This window comes from Microbacterium sp. TWP3-1-2b2 (assembly GCF_049896145.1).
Classification (GTDB): Bacteria; Actinomycetota; Actinomycetes; order Actinomycetales; family Microbacteriaceae; genus Microbacterium.
The window spans coordinates 112,525-130,905 of sequence record NZ_JAFCTS010000002.1; the positions used below are offsets into that span (position 1 = coordinate 112,525).

The 18,381-nt window shown below is 67.8% G+C and carries 16 protein-coding genes; 11 read left to right on the plus strand and 5 right to left on the minus strand.

The features are described 5' to 3' along the window. Positions 1-60: 60 nt before the first annotated feature. From ACP7AR_RS16025 to ACP7AR_RS16035, 3 genes are all read left to right on the plus strand, one after another. Positions 61-921 carry an alpha/beta fold hydrolase gene (locus tag ACP7AR_RS16025; RefSeq protein WP_426188022.1) on the plus strand — a complete coding sequence of 287 codons (861 nt, stop codon included), beginning with the start codon at positions 61-63 and terminating at the stop codon, positions 919-921. 80 nt (positions 922-1,001) lie between these two features. Then, a complete protein-coding gene (locus tag ACP7AR_RS16030) occupies positions 1,002-2,051 on the plus strand; it encodes a lipoyl protein ligase domain-containing protein (RefSeq protein WP_426188024.1) in 1,050 nt (349 codons plus the stop codon). Further along, positions 2,030-3,094 (plus strand): DNA-methyltransferase, encoded by a 1,065-nt coding sequence (locus ACP7AR_RS16035; protein WP_426188026.1) that lies wholly within the window; start codon positions 2,030-2,032, stop codon positions 3,092-3,094. Before ACP7AR_RS16030 ends, ACP7AR_RS16035 begins: the two co-directional genes overlap by 22 nt. Here ACP7AR_RS16035 and aztA read toward each other — a convergent pair. Continuing rightward, the gene (aztA, locus tag ACP7AR_RS16040) at positions 3,081-3,746 is read right to left on the minus strand and encodes a zinc ABC transporter ATP-binding protein AztA (protein WP_426188028.1); all 666 of its coding nucleotides are present in this window, start codon (positions 3,744-3,746) and stop codon (positions 3,081-3,083) included. The two genes, ACP7AR_RS16035 and aztA, sit on opposite strands and share 14 nt — an antisense overlap. Before the next feature lie 55 nt (positions 3,747-3,801). On the opposite strand from aztA, the gene aztB reads away from it, so the two are divergent. The 4 genes from aztB to aztD are packed head-to-tail and all read left to right on the plus strand — an operon-like array spanning position 3,802 to position 7,998. Further along, positions 3,802-4,665: a zinc ABC transporter permease AztB gene (gene aztB, locus ACP7AR_RS16045; protein WP_426188030.1), complete on the plus strand. Its 864-nt coding sequence runs from the start codon at positions 3,802-3,804 to the stop codon at positions 4,663-4,665. Beyond that, positions 4,662-5,864 (plus strand): hypothetical protein, encoded by a 1,203-nt coding sequence (locus tag ACP7AR_RS16050; protein ID WP_426188032.1) that lies wholly within the window; start codon positions 4,662-4,664, stop codon positions 5,862-5,864. Before aztB ends, ACP7AR_RS16050 begins: the two co-directional genes overlap by 4 nt. Next, the gene (locus tag ACP7AR_RS16055; protein ID WP_426188034.1) at positions 5,861-6,772 is read left to right on the plus strand and encodes a metal ABC transporter solute-binding protein, Zn/Mn family; all 912 of its coding nucleotides are present in this window, start codon (positions 5,861-5,863) and stop codon (positions 6,770-6,772) included. Before ACP7AR_RS16050 ends, ACP7AR_RS16055 begins: the two co-directional genes overlap by 4 nt. Before the next feature lie 35 nt (positions 6,773-6,807). Further along, positions 6,808-7,998 (plus strand): zinc metallochaperone AztD, encoded by a 1,191-nt coding sequence (gene aztD, locus ACP7AR_RS16060; RefSeq protein ID WP_426188036.1) that lies wholly within the window; start codon positions 6,808-6,810, stop codon positions 7,996-7,998. Positions 7,999-8,067: 69 nt separating this feature from the next. Here aztD and ACP7AR_RS16065 read toward each other — a convergent pair whose 3' ends face one another. Beyond that, entirely contained in the window at positions 8,068-9,534 is a 1,467-nt protein-coding gene (locus ACP7AR_RS16065; protein WP_426188038.1) for a carboxylesterase/lipase family protein, read from the minus strand. A gap of 92 nt (positions 9,535-9,626) precedes the next feature. On the opposite strand from ACP7AR_RS16065, the gene ACP7AR_RS16070 reads away from it, so the two are divergent. Genes ACP7AR_RS16070 through ACP7AR_RS16080 form a run of 3 tightly spaced genes read left to right on the plus strand, consistent with a single transcriptional unit; the run spans position 9,627 to position 13,029 of the window. Next, positions 9,627-10,766 (plus strand): ROK family transcriptional regulator, encoded by a 1,140-nt coding sequence (locus ACP7AR_RS16070; protein ID WP_426188040.1) that lies wholly within the window; start codon positions 9,627-9,629, stop codon positions 10,764-10,766. After that, a complete protein-coding gene (locus ACP7AR_RS16075) occupies positions 10,763-11,695 on the plus strand; it encodes a polysaccharide deacetylase family protein (protein ID WP_426188042.1) in 933 nt (310 codons plus the stop codon). The genes ACP7AR_RS16070 and ACP7AR_RS16075 overlap by 4 nt, the downstream gene beginning before the upstream one ends. Further along, entirely contained in the window at positions 11,692-13,029 is a 1,338-nt protein-coding gene (locus ACP7AR_RS16080) for an MFS transporter (protein ID WP_426188044.1), read from the plus strand. The genes ACP7AR_RS16075 and ACP7AR_RS16080 overlap by 4 nt, the downstream gene beginning before the upstream one ends. Positions 13,030-13,151: 122 nt before the next feature. Here ACP7AR_RS16080 and galE read toward each other — a convergent pair whose 3' ends face one another. After that, complete coding sequence (gene galE, locus ACP7AR_RS16085) at positions 13,152-14,129, minus strand: UDP-glucose 4-epimerase GalE (RefSeq protein WP_426188046.1); 978 nt, start codon at positions 14,127-14,129, stop codon at positions 13,152-13,154. Between the two features lie 209 nt (positions 14,130-14,338). On the opposite strand from galE, the gene ACP7AR_RS16090 reads away from it, so the two are divergent. Continuing rightward, positions 14,339-15,904, plus strand: coding sequence for a nucleobase:cation symporter-2 family protein (locus ACP7AR_RS16090; protein ID WP_426188048.1), 1,566 nt, complete (start codon positions 14,339-14,341; stop codon positions 15,902-15,904). A gap of 68 nt (positions 15,905-15,972) precedes the next feature. Here ACP7AR_RS16090 and galK read toward each other — a convergent pair whose 3' ends face one another. Both galK and galT read right to left on the minus strand, forming a co-directional pair. Continuing rightward, complete coding sequence (gene galK, locus ACP7AR_RS16095) at positions 15,973-17,184, minus strand: galactokinase (RefSeq protein WP_426188050.1); 1,212 nt, start codon at positions 17,182-17,184, stop codon at positions 15,973-15,975. Further along, the gene (gene galT, locus ACP7AR_RS16100) at positions 17,181-18,296 is read right to left on the minus strand and encodes a galactose-1-phosphate uridylyltransferase (protein WP_426188564.1); all 1,116 of its coding nucleotides are present in this window, start codon (positions 18,294-18,296) and stop codon (positions 17,181-17,183) included. The genes galK and galT overlap by 4 nt, the downstream gene beginning before the upstream one ends. Positions 18,297-18,381 lie beyond the last annotated feature (85 nt).

Below are 18,381 nucleotides of genomic sequence, written 5' to 3' on the forward strand. Positions count from 1 at the left end.
ATGTGACGGTGCCTCTGACATGCCGCTGGCGCCCGCGTGTGTGATCCGTAGACTCGACGCATGCCCCAGACCTCGGAGTTCACCGACGCGTACGGCGTCGCGATCGTCTACGACGTCCACGCGGCAGTGGGCAAGCCGCGCGGTGTGGTGCAGCTTCTGCATGGTGTGGGCGAGCACGCCGGGCGCTACGGAGCGCTGATCGATGCGCTGACAACTGATGGGTTCATCGTGTACGCGGATGATCATCGCGGACATGGGCGCACCGGCATCCGTCAGCACGATGGCAAGCCCGCCCGACTCGGAAAGCTCGGCAAGGGCGGCTTGCGCGCCGCCAAGGAGGCGATCTGGCAGCTCACCGGCATCATCCGTGACGAGCATCCGGACCTGCCGCTCGTGCTGCTCGGGCATTCCTGGGGATCGTTCCTCGCGCAGATGCTCGTCAACGAGCATCCGGACGCATGGGACGCGGTGATCCTCTCCGGGTCGGCGCTGCGCACACCACGCGACCTCAACGCCGCACCGTTGAACGCGCGCTGGGAGGTCGCGGACGCGACCGGCTACGAATGGCTCAGCCGTGACTCGGCCGTGTGGAAGGAGTTCGGCGACGATCCCCTCACCACGAATGTTCCTCTGCTGAAGCTGTTCGGCCCGATCGAGGCGCTCAAGCTCTATGGAAGACCGGCGAAGAATCTCTCCCGCGACATCCCGATGCTGTTTCTGGTCGGCCGCGACGATCCGGTCGGCGGCCCGCACAGCGTGCACAAGCTCGCCGACGAGTACCGCAGCCGCTCCGGTCTCACCGATGTCACGACGCTCGTCTATCCGGACGCGCGGCACGAGATCTTCAATGAACTGCAGCAGGACGAGGTCCGCGCCGACGTCCTCGCGTGGCTCGGCAAGCACATTCCGGCGCGGGACTGAGCCGCGCGGGACTGGGCCGGCGCGGCACGCGGCTGGCGGTCGCTGAGCCTGTCGAACGGCGCGCGGCTTAAGCTGTAGACGTGCATGGTGAGTACAAGGTCCCTGGTGGAAAGCTCGTCGTCGTCGATCTCGAGGTCGAAGACGGCCGCCTGAGCGACTTCCGTCTCGCGGGAGACTTCTTCCTCGAACCCGACAGCGCGCTGGAAGACATCAACGCAGCAGTCAACGGACTGCCCGTCGAGACGGATGCCACGGCCATCGCCGCAGCGGTACGCGAAGCGCTGCCCGCGGGAACGCAGCTGCTGGGCTTCAACCCCGAGTCGGTCGGCACCGCCGTGCGCCGCGCGCTCGTCACTGCCCCCGGCTGGCGCGACTTCGACTGGGAGATCGTGCACGAGAAGGCCGTTTCGCCGCGCATGAACCTCGCGCTCGACGAGGTGCTCACGTCCCGCGTCGGCGAGGGACGCCGTCGACCCACGTTGCGGATCTGGGAATGGGATGAGTCGGCCGTCGTCATCGGCTCGTTCCAGTCGTACCGCAACGAGGTCGATCCGGAGGGTGCAGCAAGGCACGGCTTCGACGTGGTCCGCCGCATCTCCGGCGGCGGCGCCATGCTCATGGCCGCAGGGCAGATCATCACCTACTCGCTGTACGTGCCGGCATCCCTCGTCCAGGGGATGACGTTCGCCGACTCGTACGCGTTCCTCGACGACTGGGTGCTGCAGGCGCTGAAGTCGGTCGGCATCGATGCGACGTACCAGCCGCTCAACGACATCGCGAGTCCGACCGGGAAGATCGGCGGAGCGGCGCAGAAGCGCCTTGCGAACGGCGGAGTGCTGCACCACGCGACGATCTCATACGACATCGACGGCCAGGTCATGACCGAGGTGCTGCGAATCGGACGCGAGAAGCTCAGCGACAAGGGCACGACCTCCGCCGCGAAGCGCGTCGATCCGCTCCGCACGCAGACCGGGCTCAGCCGCGCGGAGATCATCGAGAGCTTCAAGGCGACGTTCCGTTCGCTCACCGATGCAGAAGACGGTGCGATCACCGCCGACGAGTACGCCGACGCGGAGGCGCTCGTGGAATCGAAGTTCGCGACCGACGCATGGCTGCATCGCGTCCCGTGACGGACGTTCCGCCGCAGTCCCCGTCGGAGGCGGCACCCGCGCAGGGCGCCGTCTCGATCATCCAGGGCGACAGTCTCGACGTCGCGCGCACGCTGCCCTCGGCATCCGTCACGCTCGTCTATCTCGATCCGCCCTTCAACACCGGACGCGCGCAGAATCGTCAGGTCGTGACCGCCCGCCGCACCCGCACAACTCCGGAGAACCAAGCGGAGACGGCGACTTCGGTGCACCAGGCAGGCGGAACTGACGAGAATCTCCGGAGTTATGCGCCCGGCGCGGTGCCTGCGGCGGGCGTGGCTGCGGCGGGCGCGGTGGAGGCTGCGGCGGTCGCTCCGGACACTGACCCCGAGCCCGCCCCGAAGGAGATCAGGCACGGCTTCCACGGGCATCAGTACGAACGCGTGCGCGGCATGCTGCGCACCTACGACGACAGTTTCGACGACTACGGCGACTTCCTCATGCCGCGTCTCGAAGAGGCCTGGCGCCTTCTCGCCGCCGACGGCACCCTCTATCTGCACCTCGACTACCGTGAGGCCCACTACGCCAAGGTGATGCTCGACGCCGTGTTCGGCCGCGACTGCTTCCTCAACGAGCTCATCTGGGCGTACGACTACGGCGCCAAGTCCCGTCGCCGGTGGCCGACCAAGCACGACACGATCCTCGTGTACGTGAAGACGCCCGGCGCGCACGTCTTCAACGCCGACGACATCGACCGCGAGCCGTACATGGCGCCGGGCCTCGTCACCGCGGCGAAGGCGGCAAGGGGAAAGCTGCCCACCGACGTCTGGTGGCACACCATCGTGCCGACGACCGGTCGGGAGAAGACCGGATACCCGACTCAGAAGCCGGAGGGGGTCCTGCGCCGGATCGTTCAGGCCTCGAGCAGACCGGGCGACCTGGTGCTCGACCTCTTCGCAGGCAGCGGCACGACAGGAGCAGTGGCTTCCGCTCTCGGGCGCGACGCGGTGCTCGTCGACCACAACCCGGAGGCCGTGCGCGTCATGACGCAGCGGATGCCGCACGCCGAGGTCACGACCTTCTGAGCACCCGACCGTCCTGAAGCTCGAGGACGTCGTCGACCGCCGTGAACTCCGAGACGTCGTGCGTCACGGCGACGACCCCTGATCCGGTCGCGGTGAGGTGGGCGATCGTCGCGGCGATGACGGCGCGCGAGTGCGAGTCGAGCCCCGCCATCGGTTCATCGAGCAGCACCAGGTCGGCGCGCTGCACGAGTGCCTGCGCCAAGAGAGCGCGTTGCCGTTGACCGCCCGAGAGCGTGCCGATCTGCCTTCTGGCGAGGTCGGTGAGACCCACTGTCGCGATGGCGTCTCGGACGAGATCGCGGTCGCTTCGTCGGGATGGTCGCCAGGCGCCGAGTCGCCCCCACGTGCCCATCGTGACGATGTCGGTGACGCTCAGTGGAAGATGCGGGGCCAACGGCGTGGATTGCGGCACCAGCGCGACACGGATGCCGGCGCGCCGCTCCACCGTCCCACGGTCGGGGGAGGCCAGCCCGGCGGCCACTGCGAGCAGCGTCGATTTTCCCGAACCGTTGGCTCCGACGACCGCGAGCAGGCGACCTGCATGCACCTCGGCGTCGACGCCGCGCAACGCGGGATGACCGTCGAGATCTACGGCGATGTCGTGAAGCGACAGCACCCGAGTGGTCGGCAGGAGGAGCGGAGTAGAAGACACGCCCGCCATTATTGCAAATGAAAATCATTCTCAATAACTGCTACAGTCGCTCACTGTGTCCTCCTTGCTCGATCCCTTCACCGTCGTCTTCGTGCAGCGCGCCCTGTTGACGGGCGCGCTCGTCGCCGTCATCTGCGGTGTCGTCGGTACCTGGGTCGTCCTTCGCGGTATGGCCTTCCTCGGAGAGGCCATGGCTCACGGAATGCTCCCAGGCATCGCCGTCGCGACCTTGGTCGGTATCCCGCCGACGTTCGGCGCGGCGGTCAGCGCCGCCGGCATGTCGCTCGGGATCGGTGCACTCCAGCGCCGCGGGCGCCTCTCCGCCGACACCAGTATCGGATTGCTGTTCGTGGCGAGCCTCGCGCTCGGCATCATCGTGATCTCCGCCTCGCGCAGCTTCGCGACGGATGCCACGGCGATCCTGTTCGGCGACATCCTCGCCGCCGCGCCGAGTGACGTGCTCACTCTCTCCATCGTGGCCGTGATCACCCTGGTCGTCGCAGCCATGGGCCACCGCTCGTTCGTCGCGGTCATGGTCGATCCGCGACGGGCGCAGCTGCTGGGGCTGCGTCCGCAGGTCGCGCATGTGCTGCTGGTCGGCCTCATCACGCTCGCAGTCGTCGCGGCGTATCAGGCCGTCGGCTCGCTCCTCGTCGTCGGGATGCTGCTCGGCCCCGCCGTCGCTGCAGGCCGCTGGGCGACGCGCATCCCCTCGACCATGGCGCTCGCCGCGCTGATCGGCACCTCCTCCGTCGCCGTCGGCCTCCTCATCTCCTGGCACGCGGGAACAGCCGCCGGCGCCACGATCGCCTTCGTCGCGATCGCCTCGGCCGCAGCATCCGCCGCGCTTCACGCCCTCTTCTCCCTGCACCGTTCCGGGCGCCGACGCGCCCACGTCCTCGTCGAAAGGCCCTCATGAGAACCCGTCTTGCCGCCGCTTCCGGCATCCTCCTGCTCGCGCTGGCGGGATGCGCCGCGACCCCCGAGCCGCCCGCGGGGCAGGCGGACGAATCCGTCGGCGACGGGCACGGCGAGATCGCCGGGGCGCACGAGCTCGCCGAGCCCGCGTTGCATCTGAGCACCGTCGACGCGGACGGCGATGTGCATCACCTCGATCTGCTCGATGAGGACACTGAAGTGATCGCCGAGATCGAGCCGATCGACGATCTGGTGAGCGACGGCCGGTATCTGTTCGGCATCCGAGACGGATCGGTGACGGTCATCGACAGCGGCGTGTGGACCTGGAGCCATGTCGACCACTTCCACTACTACGAGGCGCCGTCTCGCGTGGTCGGCGACATCGAGGGGAGCGGTCTCGCGACAGTGGTCCCCGGTGAAACCGGCACCGGCATCCTGTTCGACGACGAAGCGGTGCTGATCGACACGCCCTCGCTCGCGGACGGAGACATCGTCGAGCACTTCCGGACACAGGTCGAACCGCATACGGGTCTCGTCGTGCCCCTGGTCGATGGAGCGGTCGTCACTGAGCCGGACGCCGACGGCATCGCACAGACGCTGCGCGTCGTGGACGCGGAAGGCAGCGCGGGCGAATCCGTCCCGTGCGCGAACGCGACGGGGACGGTCACCACCGTCGTCGGCGTCGTCATCGGCTGCGCGGATGGGGCGGCGCTCTCGGTCGCAGGTGATCCATCCGACTGGGAGCGCATCGCGTACCCCGAGAGCGCAGCACCGCCGGCGACCGACTTCGCCGGTCGCAAGGGCCGTCCGAGCGTGGCTGCCCTCGCCGGGACGAATGGAGCGTGGCTCCTGGACACCCGCGACCGAGGCTGGACGTTCCAGGATCTCGGTGAAGAGATCGTCCGAGTCGCGGCCGTGGGTGACGATGCGGACCGGATGCTGGCGCTCACCGCGACCGGATCGGTGCTGGTGCTCGCCGAAGGGGAGATCGTCGCTCGAACCGAGCCGCTCGTCGAGGAATCGCTTGCGGACACCGAACTCGCAGCGGGCGTGACCTTCGTCGTAGACCAGAACAGGGTCTATCTGAACGGGCCCGCCGAGCACACGATGTGGGAGATCGACCCGGCGGACGGCGCTCGCATCGCCCGGACATTCGAGACGGCGACCGCGCCGTTGCACCTGTCGGGGACCGGTCGATGAGCGGCGTCGACCGAGCAGCAGCGGCCCTATTGACCGCGGCCATCGCCGCCGGCGTTCTCGCCGGGTGCGCACCCGCTGGGGTCGACCGGCCGAGCGTCTACGTGACCACGAACATCCTCGGCGACGTCGTCTCCGAGATCGCCGGAGACCAGCTTGACGTGGTGACCCTGATGGCTCCGGGTGCTGATCCGCACTCATTCGAGCTCTCCGCCCAGCAGGCGGCCGGCCTGCGCGACGCCGAGCTCATCGTGGCGAACGGACTCGGACTCGAGGAGGGGCTCGCCCAGCATGTCGAGGCCGCAGCCGACGAGGGTGTGACCGTGGTCGAGGCAGGCGAACACGTCGAGGTGCTCGAGTATGCGGAGGGAGCCGGCCCTGATCCGCACTTCTGGACCGACCCGGAGCAGATGATCCTCGTCGTCGACGCCCTCGCGCCGATGCTCGCGGAGCTCGCCGGTGAGGAAGGCGACGATGTCCTCGCGTCCGTGGCGGCGTACCGGGGGAACCTGGTCGCGCTCGACGAGCAGATGACGGACGCGCTCTCAGATATCCCTTCAGAGCGCCGGGCGCTCGTGACCAATCACCATGTCTTCGGATATCTCGCTGAGCAGTACGACGTCGCGCTTCTCGGTGCGGCGATCCCCGGAGGCACGACGCTCGCCGCACCCAGCCCCGCTGACCTGCAGGAACTCGTCGACGCGATCGACGCATCCGGAGTCCGCACGATCTTCGCCGAGTCGTCGCAACCCGACCGACTCGTGCAGGTGCTCGCAGAGGAGGCCGATCGAGAGGTCGCCGTCGTCGAGCTCATCACCGAGTCCCTCGCGCCACCCGGAGAACCCGGAGACACGTACCTGGACATGATGCACGTCAACACCGAGCGCATCACCAAGGGCCTCAGCCCATGACCACCGCCTGAGAGGGCGACACGAAAGGAAGAACCATGACACAGCTGAAACGAAGCGCGCGATTCGCGGTCGGAGCAGGAGTCGCCGCGTTGCTGCTGACCGGGTGCAGCACGGGGTCGGTGGCGGACACAGCCGACACCGCCCCGACGAGCACGGTTGCAGCGGCCGACGGCCCCCGCGTCGCCGTGGCGTACGAAGGCGGGGTGCTCATCGTCGACGGCGAGACCCTCGAGGTCGTCGACGATCTGCCGACCGAGGAGTTCGTCCGACTCAATCCCGCGGGCGACGGACGGCATGCGTTCGTGACCACGTCGGAGGGCTTCCAACTGCTCGACGTGCGCGAGCCCGAGCTCACCGACCTGGTCGTCGAGGCCGCCGCAGCAGGGCACGTCGTCCGTCACGGCGGGAAGACCGTGCTGTACGACGACGCGACCAGCGACACCACCATCTTCGACACCGAGTCCCTCGCTGACGTCGACGGCGCTCTGCCCGACGCACAGATCATCGAAGGCGTCGAAGCGCACCACGGCGTCTCGGTTCTTCTGGAGGACGGCACCTTCGTCACCACCGTAGGAGACGCGAGTGGGCGCTCCGGCATCCGCGCCGTGGATGCCGACGGCACCGAGATCGCGACGAGCGCAGAGTGCCCCGGCGTGCATGGTGAGGGAACCGCTCAGGGTGAGGCAGTCGTCTTCGGCTGCGAGAACGGCGCGCTCGTCTTCGACGACGGCGAGATCACCAAGCTCACCTCTCCCGATGAGTTCGGCCGCATCGGCAACGCCTACGTCTCCGAGAACAGCCCGCTCGTCGTCATGGACTACAAGGACGACCCCGACATGGAGGGCTACCTCCTGACCGACATCGCCCTGGTCGACACCGAGGCGAAGACCCTGGAGAAGGTCGAGCTTCCGGACGGCGTGAGCTACACCTTCCGCGGGGTGACCCGTGTCGAGAGCGGTGACGCCGCACTCATCGGCTCCGACGGAAAACTGCATGTCATCGACCCGGCGACCGGTGCGATCACCGCATCCCATGACGCGATCGACGCGTGGGAGGGTCCGAGCGAGTGGCAGCAGCCGCACCCGGCCATCGCCGCCCTCGGCGACGTCGTCTATGTGACCGATTCCGCGAACAGCACGATCGTCGCGCTGGATGCCGCCACCGGAGAGGTTCTCGCCACAGGGGAGCTTCCCGAGGTGCCCAACGAGATCGCCGTCGTCGGCTAGCGGAGTGAGCCCGTCGGAGCGGATGGTGTCGCTTCGACGGGCTCGCCGTGCGTGAGCTCAGGGATCTGCTCAGAGCAGCGCGAGCACACTGTCATACGCGGTGTCGGTGACGTGTGGGCCTGACCCGTCGAACACCCGCGTGGTCCCCGGCTGGGAGTGCCACGACGCCCAGCCCGGATCGCCGTCGGCGACCAGTGCGACCGCGGCCGTGTGCATCTCATCAGCGAGAGACTGCGGCGGATGGGGGCCGGCGAGAGCATCCACGCGCACCCTGTCCAACCCGTCGAACCAGAACGGCACGTCGAGGCAGTGGCAGGCCCAGCCCTTCGTGGGTGAGACCCAGCTGAATCGGTAGGCCCAGGTCGCCGCATCCGCACTCAGGCGCGCTTCAGCCACGCGGGGGACCAGAACGCGGAAGATGTGGTCGCTGATGTAGCGCCCGACCATCGCGGCGGTGCCGAGCGCGCGCTGCGGCCGGTTCGCTTCGAGGTACGCGCGGCGTGCATCTCGATTCTTGATGAACGGATGCAGCAGAAGCGCCGCGGGGATCGGCCGGAGCCGCGCCCGTTCGCGCTCCGCGACCATTGTGAACTCGTCATCGGCCGCACCGAGCAGCAGTGGTCGATCTGCGCCAACTCCTGCGCGCAGTGCGTCGACCGTCGGCTGCGCGATGAGGTCACCGTCGATCATCGGCCCCCAGGGCAGACCGTTCGCGAGCTGATCGGTCAGAGCGGCGAAGCCGCGCTTGGCGCTCGCAGCCTTGCTCTGCAGGCCGCGCAGGGTGGCTTCGTCGACGGAACGGAAGCCGTCGACGTCAGCAGTGACGCCGGCGAGCGCGGCCAGCCGTGTCGAGCGCGCGCGTGCCTCGTCGAAGGGGACGTCGGCGAGAGCGCCGGAGATGGATATCGCCTGATGGAACAGGTGCTGCGCGGTCGGCATGCCCAGCAGGGTCAGAACAGCACCGCCACCGGCCGACTGCCCGCCGATCGTGACACGAGCAGGGTCACCGCCGAAGGCCGCGATGTTCTGCTGCACCCATTCGAGTGCGGCGATCCAGTCGAGCACTCCGCGGTTGTGGGGCGCGCCCTCGATGAAACCGAACCCGTCGAAGCCGAGCCGATACGAGATCGACACCGTCACGACGCCATCCCGATTGAAGCGGCTGCCGTCATACCAGGGACTCGCCGGCGAACCCTCGGTGTAGCCGCCGCCGTGAATCCACACGAGCACCGGCAGTGACGCATTCAGCGATGGCGTGAAGACGTTCACGTTCAGGGTGCTGTCGCCGGCGATCGCTGGCTCGGGGATGAGGGTATCGGTGCCGGTCGTGCGCAGCGCGGTCGCACCGTACTCAGTGGCATCGCGGACCTCGGGCCATGGCGCCGGCGGCACGGGGGCGGCGAATCGAAGGTCGCCGACGGGCGGCTGACCGAACGGGATGCCGAGGAACGCCGCGGATGCCTCGGCTGTGCCGTGATCCCGCCAGAATCCGCGCACTGGTCCAGATGCGGTGCTCACGATGGGCGATTCGGTCACGACTAGAGAGTACCGGCACCGGTGTGACGAAAAGTGTCGCACTTTTGAACACTTCGTGGCATACTTTCCCAAACGATGCACGAGGAAACTTAGTGACAAAACCTCTGGCGGGTCCGCAGACCCTGCTGCGAACACTGAACGCGAGAGCGATCCTGGAGGCGTTGGCACGACGCGGGCCTTTGACTCGAGCGGAGTTGATGGGTGAGACCGGGTTGTCACGGACAGCCGTCACTCAGGTCCTTCGAATGCTCGAAGCTGGGGGCGCCGTAGCATCCGCTGGGGTGGACCGAGCGACGCGAGGTCCGGCGGCGACCCGGGTCTCCCTTCATCCAGGACTCGGATTCGCGGCCGCAGTGCACGTCGATCACACCGCGATGCACGTCACCCTGGTCGATCCGACAGGGGCGGTGCGCGCCCAGCACGATGCGCCGCTCGGACGTGTCGAGGATCGAGCTGCGGACATCGCCGCACTGATCGCCGAATGCCGTGAGACGGTGCAGGGGCCGCTGCGGCATGTCGTCGTCGCGATGCCAGGGATCGTCACTCCTGACGGTGAGATCAGAGACGACCAGGGCCCGGATGGTGGGGCGCTGCGTGCAACGCTCACCACGCAGGTCGAGTGCCCTGTCCACATCGAGAACGACGTCAATCTGGCTGCTCTGGCCGAATCGGAATCCGGCGTCGGCCGGGAGCTGTCGAGTTTCACACTGCTGCTGATAGACCAAGGTCTCGGCGCGGGCACCGTGCTCGGCGGCGTCCTGCACCGCGGCGCCGCCGGCATCGCGGGTGAGGTGGTGTATCTCCCGCAGCCGCCGCTGCCGATCGGAGCGCCGGTGATCAACGAGGACGTCGTGGCGGATCTTGCGCTGCTGCACGGGCGTGATCCTGCCGATCCGCTGCTCGTGCACTTGGACGCGTGCGGCCGTGGTGACGACGCGGCGCAGGCGATGATCGACGAACTGGCCAGACGCCTGGTGACAGTGGCGGGCACCGTGACCCTCGTGATCGATCCGGAGGCCTTCGTGTTGGCGGGCCACGCGGCTCACCCGTGCTTCGTCGCCGCTGTGCACCGCGCTGCGGCGAACGTCTCCCACCTGCTCGTGCTGCGATTCCTCACCTCAGCGTTCGGGCACGAGGCGACGATGGTCGGAGCCATCGGTCAGGCGGCATCCGCCCTGCGCGAGCGCTCGTTCTCCCGTTTCGTCGCGCCCGGCGGTATGGGCACGGCATGACGGCGCCGTCGGATCTCACGGCTCGGCTCGGACTCGGATCGCAGGCGAGGGCGATCATTCTCAACGCGGATGACTTCGGCATGTGCCACGCGGCGAACGAGGCGATCGCCGAGCTGCTGGTGGCCGGGCATGCCGATTCGGCGACGGTCATGGTGCCGTGCGCCTGGGCTCCGGAGGCGCTCGCGTTCGCGGCTGCTCATCCCGACTTGAGCGTCGGTGTCCACCTGGTGCTCACCAGCGAGTGGAGCCGTTACCGGTGGCGCCCGCTGACGGGGAACGGGACGAGCCTGGTCGATGGCGACGGATACTTCCCTCGTGAAGTGCGGACGGTGGAGGAGAGCGCCTCGATCGAAGACGTCGCAGCCGAACTCGCCGCTCAGCTCGACGCCGCGCTCTCGGCGGGAGTCGACGTCACACACCTCGACAACCACATGGGCTCGGTCTACGGCCTGCACACGGGCCGGGACCTTCTCGAGCCAGTGTTCGCGCTCGCCGCGCGGTACGGGTTGCCGTTCCGGCTGCCTCGGGTCGTCGACGGCGCCGCGATCGACATGGCGATGCAGCCGGCTCTCGACCGCGCCGCGGCGGCTGCGGACGCCGCCGGCATCGTGATCCTCGACCGGCTGTGGACGCATCCGTTCGAACTGGCCGGCGAGGGCACCGATGACGAGGAGACGTACGAGCAGGTCCGCGACGGTTTCCTCGCGTTGCTCCGAAGGGTGCCGGCCGGCGTGACGGAGATCTACCTGCATCCGATGGTCGACGGGCACGAGCTGCGCGCTGCAGTCGATTACGGTGCCGCCAAACGCGGTCATGAACAGCGCCTGCTCGCCGACCCGATCGTGAAGAACACCATCGAGAAGGAGGGACTCGTCCGGCTAAGCTGGCGTGCGCTGCGCGATGTGCAGCGTCGACGGGAGCCCCAGTGACGAGCCTTGCAGCGCGAATCCGTGATCGTCGTCTGGACGCTGCGCCCACCCGCGCCCAGTCCGTGGCATTCGGGGCTTCAGGTTTTCCGACCCAGCTGATGGCGCAGACGTTCTCCGCCTTCGTCGTCTACTTCTATGTCGCCCATCTCGCCGTGCCGGCGGAGTGGGTGGCGGCGGCGATGATCGCGCACGGCATCCTGAACGCTCTGCTCAACCCGCTCGTCGGTGCCGTCTCCGACCGGGTGCGTACTCCGTGGGGGCGGCGCATTCCGTGGGTCGGGTTCGGCATCGTGCCCCTCGTGGTCGCGTTCGCGCTGATCTGGATGCCGCCGTCGCTGTCCGCGGGCGGGCTGATCGTCTGGTTCCTCGCCGTCGTCGCCGTGTACGACATCGCCTTCGTCGTGGTCGTGTTGAACATCTCGGCCCTCTTCCCCGAGATCTTCCGCACCACAGCGGAGCGCGCCAGGGGCAACGTGCCGCGGCAGGTGTTCGCGATCGCCGGCATGATCCTCGGCACGGCCGGCGCTCCTCTGCTGTATGACAGCATCGGGTGGCCGGGAATGGCGATCGCGTTGGGCTTCGTCTGTCTGGTGATGTTCACCTGGTCATTCGCCGGCGGGATGCTGGAGCGTCGAGGAGAGACGGCATCCGAGGCGCCGATGCGGTGGACCGCGCAGCTGCGCCACACCTTCGCCAACCGCGCGTTCGTGCCGTACGTGCTCGGGTCGCTGTTCGTGCAGACCGCGATCGCGGTGATCCTCGCGGCGATCCCGTTCTACGTGCGGTACTCGCTGCATGCGGCTGAGGGCGAGGGCAGCATCCTGCTCGGGGTGATCTTCGTGGTGGCGATCCCGGCGATCCTGCTGTGGAGCAAGGTGGTGCAGCTCACGTCACCGCGGGCGGCGCTGCTGTGGGCCGTCGGGGTGTTCGGTGTCGCCGTGCTCGGATATTTGATTCCTGCCTCTGTGCTGGGCGCGGCGCTCGTCGGCGTCGCGGTGGGCGTCGGCGTCGGCGGACTGCTGCAGTTGCTCGAGGTCGTGCTCGCTCAGATCATCGACGATGACGCCGCACGCACCGGGCACCGCCGGGAGGGCATGTACTTCGGGGTCAACGGATTCATCGTGCGCGGCTCGGTGGTGCTGCAAGCGGTCGTCGCCGCCTGGGTGCTCAATGCGAGCGGCTTCGATGCTGCGCTCGGCGACGCGCAGCCGGATGCTGTGGACGGCGGCATCCGGATCATGCTCGCTGTCGTACCGATGGCCTTCACAGCGCTGGCGTGGGTGTGCTTCTTCCTCTACCCGATCCGGGTGCGCGATCTCATCGCAGCACCTTGACGTGCCGGCGGTAGGGCGGCCTGTCCCGATTTGCGGAGCATGTCACGATCAGCGGAGGAATTCGCCCAAAACCTCCGCTATATGGGACGCCCTCCGCTGATCGTGACACCGAGCTTGGCCTGTCACTCCGCGGCGCGCCGTGCCTCCCAGCCGGTTCGCACCATCTCGTCGACGGTGTAGCGCATCTTCCAGTCCAGGTCGCGTGCGGCGAGCTCGCCCGTGGCCACGATGCGGTCAGGGTCGCCGGCACGGCGTGGGCCGATCTCGGGGGTGAAGTCGACGCCCGTGACGCGAACCACGGCATCCATGATCTGCTTGACGCTCAGGCCGGCACCGGAGCCGAGGTTGTACGCGGGCTCGATGCTCTCACCGCCTGCGAGGCGCTTCGCCGCTGCGACGTGCGCGGCCGCGATGTCACCGACGTGCACGTAGTCGCGCACGTTCGTGCCGTCCTCCGTGGCGTAGTCGTCGCCGAAGATCTTGGGCGTCCTGCCCGCGAGCAGCGCCTCGAACACGATCGGGAAGAGGTTGTGGGGGCTGACGTCGTACACGGTCTCGTCGGCCGATCCGACGACGTTGAAGTAGCGAAGCGAGGTGTGGCGCAGCGGATGCTCCGACTCGGCGGTCGCGATCGCCTGGTCGCGAAGCATCCACTCACCGATCAGCTTGGACTCCCCGTACGGGCTCGCGGGCTTCTTCGCGGTCTCCTCGACGACGAGCGGGACGTCAGGGGTGCCGAAGACCGCGGCGGAGGAGGAGAAGACGATGTTGCTGACACCAGCGGCTTCCATCGCCTCGAGGATCACCCGCGTGCCCTCGACGTTCTGCGCGTACGTGTGCAGCGGTCGCTGCACGGAGACGCCTGCATACTTGAAGCCCGCGACGTGGATGACCCCATCGGCCTTGTGCTCGCGGAGCGCCTTCTCGACCAGTTCGCGTTCGAGGATGCTGCCCTGCACGAACACGACGCCCTCCGGCACGAACGACGCCTTCCCACTGGACAGGTCATCCAGAACAACTGGGGTGAGCCCGGCATCCGCGAGCGCGCGCACGACGTGCGCTCCGATGTAGCCGGCTCCGCCGGTGACGATCCAGGACATGGACTTCCTCTCCTCGAAGCATCCATTCTCTCAGTCACGTCGCCATCTTTCCGCACTCGCGGCAAGAGACCTCCCCGATGATGAGGCACGATGCTGGCATGCGACGCGCATTCGGTGCTAGCATCGCCGCTACCAGAATTGTGGAAAATCGTTTCCACAATATGGAAACCGCGTGAATCCATGACAGACGCACCTCAACGGAGAGATCAATGTCGAGAACGCCCAGAATCCGCCGCCCCGAAGACGAGAGGCTCCGCCTCGGTCCCACCTTCGCGTATGGGCTTCAGCATGTGCTGACGATGTACGGCGGAATCATCGCTGTACCGCTGATCATCGGCAACGCCGCCGGCCTCACGCCGGGCGAGATCGGCCTTCTGATCGCCTCGTGTCTGTTCATCGGCGGCCTCGCTACGATTCTGCAGTCATGGGGCGTGCCCTTCTTCGGGTCGCAGCTGCCTCTGGTGCAGGGCGTCTCGTTCTCAGGCGTCGCGACCATGATGGCCATCCTCGCCGCCGGCGAAGGACTGCCCGGTGTGTTCGGAGCGGTGATCGCTGCATCTGTCGCTGGCCTCATCGTCGCTCCGTTCTTCGCGATGATCGTGCGGTTCTTCCCGCCGGTCGTGACCGGAACCGTGATCACCACGATCGGACTCACGCTGATGCCCGTCGCGGCAGGCTGGGCGATGGGCGGCACATCCGCAGAGGACCCGAACTGGGGGAGCCTGCAGAACATCGGTCTGGCGATGGGAACCCTGCTCGTCGTGCTCGTGCTGAGCAAGGTCGCGTCTGCGACCATCTCGCGCCTGGCCATCCTCATCTCGATCGTGCTCGGCACCGCGTTCGCCGCGATCTTCGGGTGGGCGGACTTCTCGAACGTGGCAGACGGCGGCATCGTCGCGCTGCCACAGCCGTTCGCGTTCGGCCTGCCGACGTTCGGCATCGCGAGCATCATCTCGATGTTCATCGTGATCATCGTGACGATGACCGAGACCACCGCTGACATCATCGCGGTCGGCGAGATCGTCGGCACCAAGGTCGATTCGAAGCGGATCGCCAACGGCCTGCGCGCCGACATGATCTCTTCCGCTGTCGCCCCCGTGTTCAACTCGTTCACGCAGTCGGCGTTCGCGCAGAATGTGGGCCTCGTCGCGATCACCGGAGTGAAGTCGCGGTTCGTCGTGACCGCGGGTGGCGTCATCCTCGTCGTGCTCGGACTTCTGCCGATCGTCGGCGGACTCGTCGCAGCCGTACCGCCTCCCGTCCTCGGTGGTGCCGGCATCGTGCTGTTCGGGTCGGTCGCCGCTGCGGGCATCCGCACCCTCGCGAAGGTGAACTACGAGGGCAACATGAACATGGTCATCGTCGCGGTCTCGCTCGGCTTCGGCGTGATCCCCGTGGTCATGCCCGGCTTCTACGACGCGCTGCCGAGCTGGGTGGGGATCATCCTGCACTCCGGAATCTCATCCGCCGCGATCATGGCGGTGCTGCTCAATCTGCTGTTCAACCACCTCGGTGGCAAGTCCCCTGAGCGCTCCGCGTTCATCCCCGGCACCGGACGCATCATCCGCGAGGACGATCTCGCCCGCCTCCTCGCGAACGAGACCCTTTTCGACGGTGACACGATCAAGGACGGCAAGGTGCTGGACGCCGACGGTGAAGAGGTGCCGGTGGTCACTGCTTCACAGGAAGTCGTGATCACAGACGGCATCAAGACCGGCAAGATCCGCAGCCGCAGCGACATCCGACGAGCGCTCGCCGAGGCTGACGCCGAGTGACCGCTCGATCACGCCGAGGCGTGCGCGATTCGCTCGCGTCGCCTCGGCGCGGTCGTGCAGTTTCGAGTTCAGGTGTCGCGGCGTGCCCCGGCAGCAGGTGTGACCGTGAAGATGTGCGGTGCGGCGAACCCGGAGGCCGCGAAGTCGGCTGTCACGGCATCCGACACGGCCTGCACGCCATCCCGCTCGATCAATGCGATCGCGGCACCGCCGAAGCCGCCGCCGGTCATGCGTGCGCCGATCGCGCCCGCGGCCAGGGCTGCGTCGACCGCTGTGTCGAGTTCTGGAACCGAGATCTCGAAGTCGTCGCGCATCGAGGCGTGTGAGGCGACGAGCAGGTCTCCGATCGCCCTGGCGCCGCGTTCGCGCAGCGTGGTGACCGTGTCGAGCACCCGCTGATTCTCGGTCACGATGTGGCGCACTCGGCGGAAGGTCACGTCATCCATCAGCTTCTCGGCGCGGCCGAGGTCGGCGACGGACACATCGCGCAGTGCCGGCACGCCCATGATGGCCGCGCCGCGTTCGCATGCCTCCCGGCGCTCGCGATAGCCGCCGGTGGCGTGCGAGTGCTGCACGCGGGTGTCCATGATGAGGATCGCGAGTCCGGCCTCTGCGATGCCGACCTGAACGAGATTCGCGTCGAGTGTGCGGCAGTCGAGAAAGATCGCCGCGTCCGGTTCACCGAGCATCGACGCCATCTGATCCATGATCCCGGTGGGAGCGCCGACGGCCTCATTCTCTGCGCGACGTCCGATACGGGCGAGTGCCGTGCGATCGAGTGCGGTGTCCCAGAGGTCGTTGAGGGCGGAGGCTGTCGCCCCCTCGATCGCAGCCGACGATGAGAGTCCGGCGCCGACCGGAACCTCGGATGCGATCGCGATGTCGACACCCTTGAACTGAGTCCCGGAGCGCGTGGTCCCTGAGCCCGTCGAAGGCGTGGCCAGCTGCAGCGCCCAGGCGACCCCGAGCGGGTATGCGGCCCATTCGGCGACCGCGGGTTCTTCGCCGGTCGGCGTAGGGAACAACGTCGCCAGTTCGTCGAGGGCGACTTCGACCGGCTGGTCACCGGCGAATGTCGAGACGACGCGGATGCGGCCGTCGTCGCGCATGCCGGCAGCGGCATATGTGCGGTGCGGGATCGCGAACGGCAGCACGAAACCGTCGTTGTAGTCCGTGTGTTCTCCGATCAGGTTCACGCGACCGGGCGCAGACCAGATGCCGTCGGGAGCGCGGCCGGTCAGCTGCTCGAACAGTTCGGCGGACTGCTGGAGGGCCGTCACTGTCCGACCTCCTCGGCGCGCGCGATGGCCTCACGGATCCGCGCGGCGGACTGCTCCGGGGGGATCTCGGCGGTCCACGCCCACATGGCGGCCTCGGAACCTGCGAGGAACTTCAGTTTGTCCTCACCGCGGCGCGGGCTCGTGAGTTCGAGGTGCAGACGCACCGAGTCGCGACCGACGTTCACGGGGGCCTGGTGCCATGCCGCGATGTACGGTGTCGGGGTCTCGTAGAGCGCGTCGACGCCGCGCAGCAGGCGCAGGTAGAGCGGAGCGAGCTCGTCCCTCTCGGCCTCGGTCGTCTCGGCGAAATCAGCGACGTGACGATTCGGCATGAGGTGCACCTCGACGGGCCAGCGCGCAGCGAACGGCACGAACGCCGTCCAGTGCTGGCCCTGGAGCACGACACGCTCAGACCCCTGCTCGAACTCGAGGATGCGCTGGAACAGATCAGGCGCGGTGCGGTCGATGCTTTCCAGCAGTCGCTGAGTGCGCGGGGTGATGTAGGGGTAGGAGTAGATCTGACCGTGCGGATGCGGCAGCGTGACGCCGATCGCCTCTCCGCGGTTCTCGAACGGGAAGATCTGTTGGATGCCCGGAAGCTGCGACAGCGCGGCCGTGCGATCCGCCCAGGCCTCGATGACCGTGCGGGCGCGGGTGACGGACTGCGTGCCGAACGAGCCGGAGTGATCGGGGCTGAAGCACACGACCTCGCAGCGCCCGACCGAGGTGCGTGTGCGGCCGAGGCCCAGCGCGTCGAGATCGTCGAGTCCGCGGGGCGGGTTCGAGGCGCCGGGCGCCGTGCCCAGAGCTTCCGTGAGAGCGGGGCCGAACGCGGGGGAGCGATTCTCGAACACGGCGACGTCGTAGAGCGACGGAACCTCCGAAGGGTTCGTCGGTGTCTGCGGTGCGAGTGGATCGGCGTCAGCGCTGGGCATCATGACGCGGTTCTGACGGTTGGCCGCGACGGTGATCCAGTCTCCGGTGAGTACGTCGAGTCGCATGGTCGCGGTGTCAGGGCGGGGGTCGAGAGTGCGTGCGTCGACGGCACGGTCCGCACCCAGTGTCGTGCCGGGATCGTCGTAGTAGATGAGGTCGCGGCCGTCCGCCAGCATCGTGGCGCGCTTGGTGACGCCGCCGCTCAGCTCGGTCGCGCACAACTCCGGAGAATCTTGGATGTTCACGTAAACACGGTACCGT